The organism is Monashia sp. HAY1-2A (assembly GCF_056755315.1).
This window is the reverse complement of the sequence record NZ_JBNDHY010000011.1, coordinates 32,882-47,879: the sequence shown is the minus strand read 5'-3', so window position 1 is coordinate 47,879 and position 14,998 is coordinate 32,882. Positions and strand designations below refer to the sequence as shown.

At 73.5% G+C, this 14,998-nt stretch carries 13 protein-coding genes; 6 read left to right on the top strand and 7 right to left on the bottom strand.

Features of this window, described 5'->3' with window-relative positions; all coding sequences use genetic code 11:
- A partial coding sequence (locus tag ACPYOM_RS03120; protein WP_481344853.1) for an NADP-dependent isocitrate dehydrogenase occupies window positions 1-1,696 on the bottom strand: 1,696 nt, incomplete at its 3' end.
- Between the two features lie 394 nt (window positions 1,697-2,090).
- Here ACPYOM_RS03120 and ACPYOM_RS03115 point away from each other — a divergent pair.
- Together ACPYOM_RS03115 and ACPYOM_RS03110 are read left to right on the top strand one after the other, a co-directional pair.
- Entirely contained in the window at window positions 2,091-3,485 is a 1,395-nt protein-coding gene (locus tag ACPYOM_RS03115) for a serine hydrolase domain-containing protein (RefSeq protein ID WP_481344852.1), read from the top strand.
- Window positions 3,485-4,150 (top strand): GNAT family N-acetyltransferase, encoded by a 666-nt coding sequence (locus ACPYOM_RS03110; RefSeq protein WP_481344851.1) that lies wholly within the window; start codon window positions 3,485-3,487, stop codon window positions 4,148-4,150. Before ACPYOM_RS03115 ends, ACPYOM_RS03110 begins: the two co-directional genes overlap by 1 nt.
- A 69-nt stretch (window positions 4,151-4,219) precedes the next feature.
- Here the strand turns inward: ACPYOM_RS03110 and ACPYOM_RS03105 are convergent, their stop codons facing one another.
- Entirely contained in the window at window positions 4,220-5,713 is a 1,494-nt protein-coding gene (locus ACPYOM_RS03105; protein ID WP_481344850.1) for an MFS transporter, read from the bottom strand.
- 135 nt (window positions 5,714-5,848) lie between these two features.
- Between ACPYOM_RS03105 and ACPYOM_RS03100 the strand changes: the two genes are divergently transcribed.
- On the top strand, window positions 5,849-6,616 hold the full coding sequence (locus ACPYOM_RS03100) for a TetR/AcrR family transcriptional regulator (protein WP_481344849.1): 768 nt from the start codon (window positions 5,849-5,851) through the stop codon (window positions 6,614-6,616).
- Window positions 6,617-6,781: 165 nt separating this feature from the next.
- Here ACPYOM_RS03100 and ACPYOM_RS03095 read toward each other — a convergent pair whose 3' ends face one another.
- Together ACPYOM_RS03095 and ACPYOM_RS03090 are read right to left on the bottom strand one after the other, a co-directional pair.
- On the bottom strand, window positions 6,782-7,087 hold the full coding sequence (locus tag ACPYOM_RS03095; protein WP_481344848.1) for a hypothetical protein: 306 nt from the start codon (window positions 7,085-7,087) through the stop codon (window positions 6,782-6,784).
- Between the two features lie 37 nt (window positions 7,088-7,124).
- Window positions 7,125-9,206, bottom strand: a complete 2,082-nt coding sequence (locus ACPYOM_RS03090; RefSeq protein ID WP_481344847.1) for an MMPL family transporter — start codon at window positions 9,204-9,206, stop codon at window positions 7,125-7,127.
- A gap of 57 nt (window positions 9,207-9,263) precedes the next feature.
- Here ACPYOM_RS03090 and ACPYOM_RS03085 point away from each other — a divergent pair, with 57 nt between their 5' ends.
- Window positions 9,264-9,788, top strand: a complete 525-nt coding sequence (locus tag ACPYOM_RS03085) for a MarR family winged helix-turn-helix transcriptional regulator (protein ID WP_481344846.1) — start codon at window positions 9,264-9,266, stop codon at window positions 9,786-9,788.
- A 42-nt stretch (window positions 9,789-9,830) separates the two neighbouring features.
- On the opposite strand, the gene ACPYOM_RS03080 is transcribed toward ACPYOM_RS03085, so the two are convergent.
- From ACPYOM_RS03080 to ACPYOM_RS03070, 3 genes are all read right to left on the bottom strand, one after another.
- The gene (locus tag ACPYOM_RS03080) at window positions 9,831-11,081 is read right to left on the bottom strand and encodes an NAD(P)/FAD-dependent oxidoreductase (RefSeq protein ID WP_481344845.1); all 1,251 of its coding nucleotides are present in this window, start codon (window positions 11,079-11,081) and stop codon (window positions 9,831-9,833) included.
- A 174-nt stretch (window positions 11,082-11,255) separates the two neighbouring features.
- Window positions 11,256-12,026, bottom strand: coding sequence for a dimethylargininase (gene ddaH / locus ACPYOM_RS03075; RefSeq protein ID WP_481341557.1), 771 nt, complete (start codon window positions 12,024-12,026; stop codon window positions 11,256-11,258).
- Window positions 12,027-12,035: 9 nt separating this feature from the next.
- Complete coding sequence (locus tag ACPYOM_RS03070; protein ID WP_481341556.1) at window positions 12,036-13,004, bottom strand: LysR substrate-binding domain-containing protein; 969 nt, start codon at window positions 13,002-13,004, stop codon at window positions 12,036-12,038.
- Between the two features lie 83 nt (window positions 13,005-13,087).
- Between ACPYOM_RS03070 and ACPYOM_RS03065 the strand changes: the two genes are divergently transcribed.
- Window positions 13,088-13,870 (top strand): MerR family transcriptional regulator, encoded by a 783-nt coding sequence (locus ACPYOM_RS03065; RefSeq protein ID WP_481341555.1) that lies wholly within the window; start codon window positions 13,088-13,090, stop codon window positions 13,868-13,870.
- Window positions 13,871-13,923: 53 nt separating this feature from the next.
- Complete coding sequence (locus tag ACPYOM_RS03060; RefSeq protein WP_481341554.1) at window positions 13,924-14,961, top strand: aspartate-semialdehyde dehydrogenase; 1,038 nt, start codon at window positions 13,924-13,926, stop codon at window positions 14,959-14,961.
- The last annotated feature ends 37 nt before the right edge of the window (window positions 14,962-14,998 follow it).

The following is a 14,998-nucleotide window of genomic DNA, read 5'->3' as shown; positions in this document are numbered from 1 at the left end:
CCGACGTGCCGAGCTCGAGGATCGGGAAGAGGTCGGTCAGGTAGTCGCGCAGGACGTTGCCGGTGACCGAGATGGTGTCCTCGCCCTTGCGGATGCGCTCGAGCGAGTAGGCGATGGCCTCGGCCGGCGCCATGATCTCGATGGTCAGGCCCTCGGTTTCGTGCTCGCCGAGGTACTCCTTGACCTTGGTGATGAGGTTGGCGTCGTGCGCGCGGTCGGCGTCGAGCCAGAACACGGCGGGCGTGCCGGTCGCGCGGGCGCGGTTGACCGCGAGCTTGACCCAGTCACGGATCGGCACGTCCTTGGTCTGGCAGGCGCGCCAGATGTCACCGGCCGAGACGCTGTGCTCGAGCAGGGTCGCGCCCGAGCCGTCGACGACGCGCACGGTGCCGGCCTCGGCGATCTCGAAGGTCTTGTCGTGGCTGCCGTACTCCTCGGCCTTCTGCGCCATGAGGCCGACGTTGGGGACCGAGCCCATCGTCGCCGGGTCGAAGGCGCCGTTGGCGCGGCAGTCGTCGAGGACGACCTGGTAGATCGGCGCGTAGGAGCTGTCCGGGAGGACGGCCAGGGTGTCCTGCTCGTTGCCCGCGGCGTTCCACATGTGACCGGAGGTGCGGATCATCGCCGGCATCGACGCGTCGACGATGACGTCGCTCGGCACGTGCAGGTTGGTGATGCCGCGGTTGCTGTCGACCATCGCGAGGTCCGGGCCCTGGGCGAGGCCGGCCCGGACGGCGTCCTGGACGGCGGCGCGCTGGTCGGCCGGGAGGGAGTCGATCGCCTTGAGCATCGCCCCGAGGCCGTCGTTCGGCGAGGCGCCGGCGGCCGCGAGCTCGGCGGCGTGCTCGGAGAACAGGGTCGGGAAGAAGGCACGGATGACGTGGCCGAAGATGATCGGGTCGGAGACCTTCATCATCGTCGCCTTGAGGTGCACCGAGAAGAGGACGCCCTCCTCCTTGGCGCGTGCGACCTGGGCGGCGAGGAAGCGCTCGAGCGCGGCGACGTCCATGTACGTGGCGTCGACGACCTCGCCGGCCAGCACCGGGAAGTCCGGCTTGAGGACGGTGACGGTCCCGTCGGCGGCGACGTGCTCGATGCGGATGGTGCCGTCGGCGTCGACGACGACGGACTTCTCGTTGTGGCGGAAGTCGCCGGCGTCCATCGTCGCGACGTTCGTCTTCGAGTCGGCGCTCCAGGCGCCCATCGAGTGCGGGTGCCTGCGCGCGTAGCTCTTGACCGACGCCGGAGCGCGACGGTCCGAGTTACCCTCGCGCAGAACGGGGTTCACGGCCGATCCCTTGACCTTGTCGTAGGCGGCGCGGGCGGCCTTCTCGAGGTCCGTGGTGGGGTTGTCCGGGTAGTCCGGCAGGGCGTAACCCTGCGCCTGCAGCTCGGCGACCGCCGCCTTGAGCTGCGGGATCGATGCCGAGATGTTCGGCAGCTTGATGATGTTGGCCTCGGGTGTCCGGGCGAGCGCGCCGAGCTCGGCCAGCGCGTCGTGCCCGACGCCGGTCGCGGCCTGCTCGGGCGTCAGCACGTCCGGGAAGGAGGCCAGGATGCGGCCCGACAGGGAGATGTCGCGCGTCTCGACGTCGACACCGGCCTGCTTGGCGAAGGCCGAGACGATGGGCAGCAGCGAGGCCGTGGCGAGCGCGGGGGCCTCGTCGGTGTGCGTGTAGATGATGGTCGAGTCCAACGCGGGTGCTCCGTTCGGTGTGCTCTGGTCGTGCCGGTGGGCCGTCCGTCCATGGAAACCTGAGCCGGTCCGGCTGAGGCGCTGGGGCCTCGGCGTGGACCGCGACCACCCACCGGCAAGAAATCTTGACATCAAGATATCCGATGCGGCGCGGCCGTGGGGCCGCCGTCCCATCCTGCCGGGGTGGCCTGCGCCACGCCAGACGCCCGCCCCGCCCGACCCTCCTGCCGGGCGGCGTCCGTCGGGGATACCGTCCGCTGACGACGCGCGGTTGCCTCAGGAGTGCGCGGTTCCCGCAGCGGTGCGGCCTGCAGGCCCCACCTCTCGAGGAACCGAGCACTCCTCGGGCGAAGCCGCATCGCGGCGTCCGTGGGCGACACCTAGGCTCGGGCGGGTGAGCGCGAACCGCCCCTACCCGGTCGACCCTGCCACCGACCGCCACCTGACCCACCTCCTGGCGACCGAGCAGCGGACCAAGCGCCTGCCCTCGGTGGCGGCCGGCATCGTCCGTGACGGCGAGCTCGTGTGGTCCCGGGCCGTGGGCACGCTCGACGGACGGCCCGGTGGCAGTCCCGCCGACGCCGACACCCAGTACCGGATGGGCTCGATCACCAAGACGTTCGTCGCGGTCGCCGTTCTGCGTCTGCGCGACGCCGGCCGCCTCGGGCTCGAGGACCGGTTCGAGGACCACGTGCCCGGCACGGCGTTCGGCCACGTGACGATCGCCCAGCTGCTCTCGCACGGGGCCGGGCTGCAGGCCGAGACGAACGGTCGCTGGTGGGAGCGGACCCCCGGCGGCAGCTGGGAGGAGCTCGTCGCCTCCCCCGTACGGCAGCGGTTCGCGCAGGGGCGGCGCTTCCACTACACGAACGTCGGCTATGCGGCCCTCGGCGAGCTCGTGGCCCGCGCCCACGGCACCGCCTGGTTCGAGGTGGTCCGGCGCGACCTGCTCGAGCCGCTCGGGATGGACCGCACGACGAGCCGCCCGACCGGAAAGGCGGCGCAGGGACTGGCGGTGCACCCGTTCGCCGACGTCCTGCTGCCCGAGCCGGAGCACGACGCCGGCGCCATGGCTCCCGCCGGGCAGCTGTGGTCGACGACGCGCGACCTCGCGCGCTGGGCCGCCTTCCTCGCCGGTGACACCGGGGACGTCCTGTCCGGTGACACCCTGGCCGAGATGTGCGAGCCGCGGACGCTCAACGACCTGCCCGGCCAGGCGTGGACGGCGGCCCACGGCCTCGGCTGGCAGGTCTGGAACGTCGACGGCGTCCGGTACGCCGGCCACGGCGGTTCGATGCCCGGCTTCCTCGCCGGCCTGCGGGTGCGCCTCGACTCCGGCGACGGGGTCGTCGTCACGGCGAACGCCACCACCGGCCTCGGGCCGTTGGGACCCGCGCTCCTCGACGCGTTCGTCGAGCGCGAGCCGAAGCCGGTGCAGCCGTGGCACGCCGACCCGACAGGGCCCGCCTCGGAGCACGCGCGCCACGCCGAGCTCGGGGGCATCTGGCACTGGGGCCCTGCCGTCGCGACGGCCCGGCTCGACGGGGAGCACCTCGTCCTCGGCGAGCCGGGTCAGGCGCGCGGCTCACGCTTCGCCCGCGCCGCGGCCGACGGGCCCGACGCATGGGTGGGCCTCGACGGCTACTACACGGGCGAGCCGCTGCGCGTCGTGCGTCGGCCCGACGGCACGGTGTCCCACCTCGACCTCGCCTCGTTCCGCTTCACCCGGACGCCGTACGACCCCTTCGGCGACGTGCCGGGCGGTGTCGACGAGGGCGGCTGGCGCTGATGTCGCCCCCGGACGTGCCACCATCCGACCTGTCGCCGCCCGACCTGTCGCGGCTCGTCTGGCCCCGGCGCACCGAGCGTCTCGTCCTGCGGCCGCTGCGTCTGGAGGACGTCGATCCGATCCACGCCTTCCGCAGCCTGCCCGAGGTCGTCGTGCACCTGAGCCACGACGTCCTCAGCCCGGACGAGGTGCGCGAGCGGGTCCTCACCCGGATGGCCGGTGGGCGCCCCGACGCCCTCGAACCGACGCTGGGCCTCGCCGTCGAGGAGCAGGCCACCGGGCGCGTCGTCGGTGACGTCATGCTCCGCCTCGAGCCCTCCCACTCCATCTCGCGCACGCCTTCCCCGGCCTGGGAGGGCACCATCGGCTACGCCCTGCACCCGGACGTCCACGGTCGCGGGTTCGCCACCGAAGCCGCGGCCGAGCTGCTGCGGATCGGGTTCGTCGACCTCGGGCTGCGCCGCATCACCGCCGACGCGTACGCCGAGAACGTCGCCTCCAACCGTGTGCTCCGTCGGATCGGCATGCGCCACGAGGCGACGATCCGGGCCAGGTCGCTCGGCAAGGACGGCACGTGGCTCGACGACAACCTCTGGGCCGTCCTCCGAGAGGAGTGGCCCGGCCTCCCGGAGCCGACGAACAACGCGCCCGGGCTCGACCCCTGACGCGGCGTCCGCCGGTCGACGGCACGCGGGAAGGCGGAGCGGAGGCGGCGAGGCCCCGATGCGGCGATCTCAGTGGGCGCCGTGGTGCTCGGCCCGTCGGGGCAGGAGGAAGACGAGCAGCCAGCCGACGGCGACCATCGCGAGCGCGACCCACAGCGAGGACTGCGTCGCCGCCGTGAACCGTTCGGAGGTCGAGCCCTTCGTGGGGTCCTCGATGCCGCTGAAGAAGACCGTGCCCAGCACCGCGATGCCGAGCGCGCCGCCGATCTGCTGCACCGCCGTCAGGGTGCCCGACGCCGAACCGGACTCCTCCGGCGAGACCCCCGCGAGCACGATGTCGAAGAACGGCGCCATGAGCATGCCCATGCCGGTTCCCATGAGGACGAGCGCGGGCGCCATCGCGAGGATCGTCACCGATGCCCCAGCCGAGCCGACGACGGCGACGAGCAGCACGAGGCCGCCGGCGAGGACGATGCCGCCGAGGTGCATGAGGTGCCGGCCGAGCCGCTCGTTGAGCCCCTGGGCGATGCCGAAGCCGACCGTCATGCCGATCGCCTGGGGCAGGCCGGCGAGACCGGCGTGGAGCGGGTCGAAGCCGAGGCCGAGCTGGACGAAGAGGGTGAGCACGAGCGAGCTGCCCATGAGGGAGCCGAAGAGGGCGAGCCCGGTCAGCAGCCCCGAGGTGAAGGCCCGCTTGCCGAAGAGCGAGGGCACGACGAGCGTCGCGCGTCCGACCCGGTCGCGTCGCCGCTCGAGCACGGCGAAGGTGACGAAGGCCCCGAGCGACATGGCGAGGAGGCCGAAGCACCACGCGGGCCAGTGCTGCTCGCGGCCCTGGATGAGAGGGACGACGAGGGCCACCATGCCCGTGGTCGCGAGCAGCGCGCCCGGCACGTCGATGCGCAGCGACCGGTCGGGCCGGGAGGCGGGCAGGTAGCGCAGGCCCGCCACGAACCCGGCCAGCCCGATCGGCACGTTGATCGCGAAGATGGCTCGCCAGCCCAGGCCGAGGAGGTCCGCGTCGACGAGCCAGCCGGCCAGCACGGGGCCGCCCACCGACGACAGGCCCATGACCGGCCCGAAGGCTCCGAACGCCCGACCCATCTCGGCGGGCGGGAACATCTCCTTGATGAGCCCGAGGCCCTGCGGGATCATCGCGGCCCCGAAGAACCCCTGGACGACCCGGGTCACGACGAGCATCTCGGGAGAGACGGCGGCTGCGCAGGCCAGAGAGGCGAGGGTGAAGCCGGCCATCCCGACGAGGAACAGCCGCCGCCGGCCGAACAGGTCGCCGAGACGTCCACCGAGCAGCAGGCCCGAGGCCATCGCCACGGTGTAGGCCGCCGTGAACCACTGGACGAGGGTGGCCGAGCCGCCGAGGTCGCGCACGACCGAGGGCCCGGCGATGACCGTGACGAGGGCGTCGAGCAGGTCCATCACCTCGGCGGCGAGGACGACGAAGAGCGCGGCCCAGCGGAACGGGTGCGCTGCGAGAGCGGGGACGGCGCCGGACGTCGGGCTGACGCCGCTCGCGGGCGGAGAGGTCGTGGTCGGGGTGCTCATGGGGCCCTCCTTGGGTCCGAAGAAGACGAACGCTGTTCGTGACGAACACCGTTCTACTAACGAACGATGTTCGCGTCAAGTACGATGTTCGTCAGGGCTCGGGACCCCGGGCCGGGTGCGAGACGAGGGAGCTGCATGAGGAATCCCGGAGCGGCCGACCTGCCCGAGGCGCCGTGGCGGCCTCGCCCGCGGACGACGCGGGCGCGCACCCCCATCTCGCTGGCGCGCATCGTCGACACCGCGCTGCGCATCGTCGACGCCGAAGGCACCGACGGCGTGACGATGCGGCGCGTCGCCACCGAGCTCGGCACCGGCCCGGCCTCGCTGTACGCCTATGTCGGTTCCCGCGAGGAGCTGCTCGTGCGGGTCCACGAGCGCGTCATCGAGGAGGTCGACTTCCCCGACTGGCGGGCGCTCGGCTGGCAGGAGGCGATGCGCGGGTTCGCCACGAGCATCCACGACGTCTACCGCCGTCACGCCGACATCGCACTGCTCAGCTTCGCCGACGTCCCGACGACCGAGCCGGCGCTGCGCGGGGCCGAGGACCTCCTGGCGGCCATGCTCGAGGGCGGCGTGCCGATGCGCGTGGCGGCCTGGTCGCTGGACCGGCTCTCGCTCTACATCGGTGCCGACGCCTACGAGGGCTGGCTCATGCAGCGCCGGTTCGGCGGTGCGACACCGGAGGAGTCCGAGAGGCGCGGGCGGGCCTACTTCGACCAGGTGGGGCAGTTCTTCGCGGCGCTGCCGCGCGACCGCTTCCCCGTCATGACGACGCACGTGGACGAGATGATGGACGGCGACGGGGAGGAGCGGTTCAGGTTCGGGATCGACATGTTCATCGCCGGCATCGCGAGCACGGTGCCGCCCGGCGCGAGTCCTCGGGCCGGGGGCAGGCAGCCCTGAGGTCCACCCGGACGTGTGAGCTCCTCCGAGCGAGTGCCGCGTGGGCCACGGGCCGGGGTGGCTCGTGGCCCACGCGGGTTCCCGTCGGGCGGGAGCGCAGGACGCCCGACGGAGCCGGTGGCGAGGGCGGCGGCGTGGCGCCGACCGGCGCTCAGGACGGCGTGGTCAGCACCAGGGGTAGACGAACAGGCTGGCGCTGCCTGCGCGGTGGTCGGCGAGCAGGAGGCGCAGCGGGATGGGGTCCGGCACGCCGCTGAGGTCGGCGCCCGAGCGGGGCGTGACGCCGACCGCGAGGGCCGTGGAGACCGGTAGCCCCTCCCGGGCGACCTGGGGGAGGACGCCGAGCGACCTCAGCGTGCCGAGCCCGGCTCGCATGCAGCCGGTGTCCTCGGCGGCGGCGGCCGACCCGGCGCTCGTGAGGGCCGCAGCGGCGACCAGGGCGAGGGTGGCGGTGGCGGTGGCGATTCTCATCGGTGACTCCTGTGTCTCCCCGAGCGTCCATGGTTTGTCAAAGGTTGACCGCCCCACTGTCGACCCGTCTCGGTAGCGTGTCAATGGTTTGTACAGGGTTTGTCGCGCCACCGCGCCGCGGCCACCAGAACCGGTCGCCGAGCGCGACCGCGATCGCCGGCACGAGCAGGGTCCGGACGACGAGCGTGTCGAGGAGCACCCCGAGGCAGATGATGACGCCGATCTGGGCGAGCACCACGAGAGGCAGCACGCCCAGCACGGCGAAGACGGCCGCCAGCAGGATGCCCGCGCTGGTGATGACGCCTCCCGTCGCCGCCAGACCGCGGAGCATGCCGAGCCTCGCCCCGTGCTGCCGCGTCTCCTCCCTGGCCCGGGTCACGAGGAAGATGTTGTAGTCGACGCCCAGGGCGACGAGGAAGACGAACGCGTAGAGCGGTGCGCTGTCATCGAGCGCCTCGAACCCGAACAGCGTCGTGAACAGCCACCATGACGCGCCGACGGCGGCCAGGTAGGTCGCGACGACGGTCGACACGAGCACGAGCGGTGCCACGACCGAGCGAAGCAGCAGCCCGAGGGCCACGAGCACGAGCGCGAGGACGATCGGCAGGATGACGAACCGGTCGCGCGCTGACGCCTCGGCCTGGTCGAGGGCCACCGCCTCGGTGCCGCCCACGTGGGTCTCGGCGATGGGGGCGACCGCGGCTCGGAGCGCTCGCACCGTCTCGGCAGCATCGGGCGTGCCCGGTGCCGCCGCGATGACGGCGTCGACCTCGGTGACGCCGTCGCCGCGCGCCGTGACACGCGCGCTGGAGACGCCCTCCACGCCGGCTGCGGCATCCCGCACGCGCTCGCCGTCGCCGGTGGTGACGACCACCGCCGGATCGGCGCTGCCGGCCGGGAACGACCGCGCGAGGCGCTCGCCGGCCGCGATGGCCTCGGGCTTGGTGAGGAACTGGTCGGACTGCTCGAGCCCGGTGTCGACCGCGAGCAGGCCGCTCGCCATCGCGGCGAGGACGACGAGCGTCACGGCGATGACCCGGCGGGGGTGCGCGGCGACGCGGTCGCCCACCCGCCGCCACAGCGAGCGCGCGTCGGCGAGGGACTCCTGCCCGACGCGCGGGACGCGGGGCCAGAAGACCCAGCGGCCGAGACAGACCAGGGCGGCCGGCAGGACCAGCAGGACGAACGCCGCCGCGACGACGACGCCCACGGCGCAGGCCAGCCCGAGCCCCCGAGTCGCGGGGAAGAGCGAGAGCAGGAGGGTCAGGAGGCCGACGACGACGGTGACCGCGCTCGACACCACGGCCTCCGCGGTGCGCCGCAGGGCGAGCGACATGGCATCGCGGCGGTCCTCGTGGTGACGCAGCTCGTCGCGGTACCGGGAGATCAGCAGGAGCGCGTAGTCGGTGCCCGCGCCGAAGACGAGGACCGACAGGATGCCGGTGGTCGACGCGTCCCAGGCCAGCCCGAAGGCGGAGAGCACGTGCGTCGCGAGCACGGTGGCGACGCGGTCGGCGACCCCGACGACGACGAGCGGCACGAGCCACAGCACCGGGCTGCGGTAGGTCAGCACGAGGAGCAGCGCCACGACCGACGCCGTCGCGACGAGCAGCCGTGTGTCGGCGCCGTCGAAGACCTGTGCGAGGTCCGCCTCGACGGCGGCCGGCCCGGTGACCTGGGCGGTGAGGCCCGGCGGCAGGTCGGCGCGGGCCGTGGTGCGGATGGCCGCGACGGCCCGGCCCGTGGCCGCGGCGTCGGTGGCGGAGACGGGCACGACCACGAGCGCCGCCGTGCCGTCGTCGCTGCGCTGCACCGGGACGCGTCCGCCTCCGGGCAGGGCGGCCGCGCGGTGCGAGACCGCGACGAGGTCGGCGTCGTCGAGACGGCCGTCGTCGCGGGAGAACACGACGACGGCGCTCGAGCCCCGGACCTCGGGCAGCCGCTCCCGCAGCGCAGCGGCCGCCGCGCTGTCGGAGCCGGTGGCCAGCGCGTCGGACGTCGACGCGGTCCGGGTCGCCTCGCCGACGGCGGCGACGACGCCCGCGGCCCCGGCAAGCGCGAGAATGACGATGGCGACGGCCCACCATCGCCGAGTGATCGTGTCGGTGAGACTCTGCACCGCACACCCTCCCGACCAAGGATGAGTAACTTGGTTACTCAGAAGATTACTAAGTTGGTGAGTGACATTAGCATGAAGCGACGCGTCGCCCCGTCGACCCCCGCCGCGGGAAACCCCGACGTACCCGAAGTGGGACTCGTGCCCGGCGTGCCGCAGTGGCGCACGACGCCGACCCTCGCGGCGCTCCAGGAGCTCGTCGAGGTGTCCGAGACCGTGCCCGGCGTCGTCGCGCGTCAGGCGGGCCTCTCGACCTCGGAGCTGCACTCCCTGCGCCACCTCATGCGTGGACCCCTGGGGCCGGTGGAGCTCTCGCGTCTGCTCGGGGTCACGTCGGCGGCGTCCTCGGGCGTCGTCGACCGGCTCGTCTCACGCGGGCACGCCGAGCGACGCTCGCACCCGGGCGACGGCCGGCGCACCGAGGTCGTCATCACCGACAGCGGGCGCGCCGAGGTGCTGGCCCGGATGCGGCCCATGTTCGAGTCGCTCGCCGCGCTCGACGCCTCGCTCGCCGACGACGAGCGCGTCGTCGTCGAGCGCTACCTCCGCGGCGCCATCGACGCCATGACGGCGCTGACCCGCTGACCGCTGACCCGCCGACTCGCCGACCGTCCGACCCGAGCGACGTCAGGACAGGTGCGCGTCGACGGCCTCGGCGGCCCGCTGGCCCGACACGAGCGCGCCCTGGATGGAGGCGGTGTCCCGGTGGTCGCCGCAGACGAACAGGCCGTCGCCGAGCTGGACGGGGGAGCGCACCTCGAGCGGGGGAGCCGTGAGCGGGAGTGCGGCGTCGACGCGGTGCCGGGTCACGGTGCGCCACCCGCTCGTGCCGCGACCGTAGATCTCGCCGACATGGCGCAGCACCTCGGCCTCGGACGCGTCGCCGTCGGGCCGGTCGAGCAGGCACGTGGCCTGGACGAGGTGGTGCGTCGGTGGCGCGTAGCTCGGGGCCGTGGCCGACAGGACGGCGGTGTTCCACACGGGCCCCGGCGACGTGTTGTCCTTCCGGCGGCCGTCGAGCGCGACGAGCGGAAGGTCCGTGGGCGGCTCGGGCGCCTCGAACCACCAGGTGACCAGCCCCCGGGTCGCCGGCTCGGGCAGCGGGGTCAGATGCGCCGCGCCACCCGGGTCGGTCGCGACGACGACCGCCCGTGACGCCAGCCGCGTGCCGTCGACGCGCACGTCGACGCCGCCACCGGCCGCGTCGATCGACTCGACGTGGCTGTGCAGCCGGACCCGGTCACCGAGCGGGCTCGCGAGCTGCCTGGGCAGCTCCTGCATCCCCGTCGCGGGGACCGCCGGACGCCCGAGCGCGAACATGCGCACCAGGAGCTTGGTGAAGTTGGCCGAGCTGATGCCGTGGCTGTCGACGAGGACCCCGGCGAGGAACGGGTCGATGACCTCGTGGCGCAGGCGTCCCGTGAGGCCGGCGTCGTCGAAGGACTGGGCCAGTGTGGTGTCGGGCTGGCGCAGGACGGTCTTCGGGTCGGCCATGACGCGGGCCGCCCACCGGGTCGCGCCGGCGAGCTCGCGCGGGTGCAGGTAGCCCGAGCGGATGGTGCGCGCGAGGAGCCTCGGCTCGCGGACGGGGTCGGCGACGACCTGCAGGCCGTCGGTGCGGCGCACGAGGACGCCGGAGCCGAACGGCTTGAGGTCGAGGGCGGCGACGTCGACCCAGCGGCGCACCGCCGGGTAGGCAGGGTTGAGCACCTGGAAGCCACGGTCGCAACGGAACCCGTCGACGACGTCGGTGCGGACGCGACCGCCCACGGCGTCGCTCGACTCGAGGACGATGACGTCGCGACCGAGCTCGGTCAGCCGCCGTGCGCACCTGAGGCCTGCGAGTCCAGCACCCACGACGACGACGTCTGCGTCCACGGAAGGATCACCCCACTGCTCGAGTCCGGTTCCCCGCTCGGCAGCCTAGACCTGCACGACGGGCGAGCCGAGGCCGGACCCGCTCGCCCGGTCGGCCCGGTCAGCCCGGTCGGCCCGGTCAGCCGCGGTCAGCCGCGGTCAGCCCGGTCGGCCCGGTAAGCCGGTCAGCCACGGTCAGCCCCGGAGGCGGACCGACAGGCAGGTGACGCAGCCCTCGAGCTTCTCGAACTCGGAGATGTCGACGACGGTGACGTCGAGCCCCCGCTCCTCGAGCTCGTGGGCGGTGCGCGGAGCGGCCGCCGACATGAGCACCGACTGGCCACCGAGCAGCACGACGTGGGCGCCGGCCTCCTCGCGGACGGGCACGAACGCGTCCCAGACCGAGGGGTCGTCGACGAGCGGGGGATAGCCGATGACGCTGCCGTCCGGCAGGGCGGTGACGGCCGACTTCAGGTGCAGGACGCGCGTCACCGGTACCGGCACCACCTCGACGCGGTTGCCGGCCAGCGCCGCCGCGAGCTGCCGGACACCCTCGTGGTTCGTCCGGCCGCCCACCCCGACCCACACGTACCGCCCGTGCTTGAGGACGTCGCCGCCGTCGAGCGTGCCCGGCGCCGTGACCTCGACGACCCGGTAGCCGTGCACCTCGACGGCCTCGCGGACCCCGAGGCGCTCGGCGCGTCGCTCGACGGCGCCCGAGCGGCACAGCACCGCGACGTCACCGTGGACGACCACCTGGTCCTCGACGAAGACGCCGTCCGGGGCATCGTCGACGGGCGCCACCTCCTCGAGGCGCCAGCCGCGCCGCCGCAGCACGTCGCAGTACTCCTGCCACTGGAGCAGCGCGAGCCCGGCATCGACGCGTGGTGCGCGCTCGATGTGCGTCACGAGGCCGTCCGCGAGTCGGGGCGAGGGACGGCGGACGAGCGCGAGGCGACGATGCACGCGCTCACCCTAGGGGGCGAGCGTCGGCTTCTCCTCGGACAGGGCGCTGCGCCACCACTCCTGCGTCTGGGCCGTGTGGGTCAGCTGCTCGCGGTAGGCCGACCCGGCGGCGCGTGCACAGCGCTCGACGTCGGGTTCGTCGAGGGCTCCCCGACGCCACCGCAGCACCCGCCGGGCGGTGATCGGCTGCCCGGTGAGGGGACGCAGCACGCCACCCGGAGGTGCCGACGCCGTCGGCACCGCGAACGAGACGGCCCGGCCGGCGACGACGGCCGGCCACAACGGGCCGAGGTCGTGGGGACCGTACGTCGAGCGCAGCCTCATGCCGAGGCGCGCGACGACGGCCGCCGTCGCCGCGCTGCCCGGGTCGATCTCCGAGGGCGGCAGGATCCAGTCCTCGTCGGCGAGGTCGGTGATGTCGACGCACCGTCGACCGGCGAGGGGGTGCGAGGCGGACAGTGCGACGAGCAGCGGCTCCCGCTCGACGACGGCACGCTGGCCGAGCATCGGCAGGTCCGACGGCGGCGCGGCCGCCAGCACGACGACGACGGCGACGTCGACGCGGCCGTCGACGAGGGCCTCGGTGGTCGTCGTGCCGGGCAGCGGCGGCACGGGCATGAGGGGGCGCTGGATGTCGGTGGCGTACGCCTGGCCGACGAAGGAGCTGAAGAAGCGCATCGAGTCCGAGGAGATGCGCAGCGGTCCCCGGGCCGACGCGCTGGAGCGGATGTCCTCGCGCAGCCCGGCCAGCTCGTCGAGGACGGCCCGCGCCCGTGCGACCACGCGCTCGCCGACCGCCGTGCACTCGACGCCGGACCCGGTCGCCCGGAAGACGGTGCAGCCGAGGAGCCGCTCGATGCGCAGCACCTCCGAGCCGAGCACCGACTCGGCGACCCCGAGAGACGCCGCCGCTGCGGGCACGCTGCCGTGCCGGGCGACCGTCGCGACGACGCGCAGGTGACGGACCTCGAGCTCCACGCCCCCGAGGGTAGGGCGCGCGCCGACCTCGTGGTCTTCAATGGAGTTGACCCTCACGTCACGTGAGGCACCACGCTCGACCCATGACCACGAGGACGAGGCAGGAGATGACCACCTGGACCGTGGGCCGGGTCGCCGACGTCTTCGGCGTGACGGTGCGCACCCTGCACCACTACGACGAGATCGGCCTGCTCGTGCCGAGCGAGCGGTCGGCGGCCGGATACCGGCTCTACACCGACGCGGACCTGACGCGCCTGCAGCAGGTCGTCGTCTACCGACGCCTGGAGCTGCCGCTCGAGGAGATCGCCGCGCTGCTCGACGGCGGCGAGGACGCGGTCACCCACCTGCGTCGTCAGCGCGACGCGGTCATGTCCCGGCTCGACGAGCTGTCCGGCATCGTCGCGGCCATCGACCGAGCACTGGAGAGAGAGATGAGCAACCAGCCCGCCACGCCCGAGGAGATGAAGGAGCTCTTCGGCGACGGCTTCAGGGACGAGTACCAGCAGGAGGCGCAGGAGCGCTGGGGCGAGACCGACGCGTGGAAGCAGTCGGCGGCCCGGACCAGGGGCTACACCAAGGCCGACTGGCAGCAGGTCAAGGCCGAGATGGACGCCGTCAACGCGGCCTTCGTCGCGGCCATGGCCGCCGGGGAGCCGGCGACGAGCGAGGCGGCGATGGACGCCGCCGAGCAGCACCGTCGGCACATCGCCGATCGCTTCTACGACCTCGACCACGACGTCCACCGCGGCCTGGCCGACATGTACGTGGCCGACGCGCGGTTCACGAGGACGTACGAGGACGTCGCGCCCGGCCTCGCGCAGTACGTCCACGACGCGATCCACGCCAACGCCGACCGGCACGCGTGACCGAGGAGTGAACGCGGCCCGGGCCCCGTGGGCCCGGGCCGTAGCCTTGTGACATGCGAGTCGGTGTCTTCGGTGCAACTGGTCAGGTCGGCGGGGTCATGCGCACCCTCCTCGAGGAGCGTGACTTCCCCCTCGACGACGTGCGGTTCTTCGCCTCGGCGCGTTCGGCCGGCACGACGCTGCCGTTCAAGGGCCGCGACGTCACCGTCGAGGACTCCGCCACGGCCGACTTCTCCGGCATCGACATCGCGCTGTTCTCCAACGGCGGCGCGGCGAGCAGGGAGCTCGCGCCGAAGGTGGCGGCGGCCGGCGCGGTCGTCGTCGACAACTCGAGCGCGTGGCGCAAGGACCCCGAGGTCCCCCTCGTCGTGTCCGAGGTCAACGCGTCCGACCTCGACACCATCCCGAAGGGCATCGTCGCCAACCCCAACTGCACGACGATGGCCGCGATGCCGGCCCTCAAGCCGCTGCACGACGCGGCCGGCCTCGTGCGCCTGCACGTGAGCAGCTACCAGGCCGTCAGCGGCTCCGGCGGCAAGGGCGTCCAGGAGCTCGACCGCCAGCTGCGGGGCGCCTACGCCGCCGGCGACCCGGCCGGGCTCGCGCTCGACGGCCGTGCCGTCGAGGTTCCCGAGGCGCAGGTCTACGCCGTGCCGGTGGGCTTCAACGTCGTGCCGCTCGCCGGGTCGGTCGTCGACGACGGGTCGCTGGAGACGGACGAGGAGCAGAAGCTGCGCAACGAGTCGCGCAAGATCCTCCACGCCCCGGAGCTCCGCGTGTCCGGCACCTGCGTCCGGGTTCCCGTCTTCACCGGCCACAGCCTGGCGATCCACGCCGAGTTCGAGCGCGACATCACCCCCGACGAGGCCCTCGACCTGCTCAAGAACGCGCCCGGCGTCGTCGTCACCGACGTGCCGAACCCGTTGGAGGCGGCCGGCCGGGACGAGGTCCTCGTCGGCCGCGTCCGCGCCGACCAGGCCGCGCCCGAGGGCAAGGGGCTGGTCCTGTTCGTCGTCGGCGACAACCTGCGCAAGGGTGCGGCCCTCAACGCGGTCCAGATCGCCGAGGAGCTCCTCGCGCGCCGCAGCTGAGGCCTGCGAGCCGCGGGGCACCGACCGGCCGGGTGTC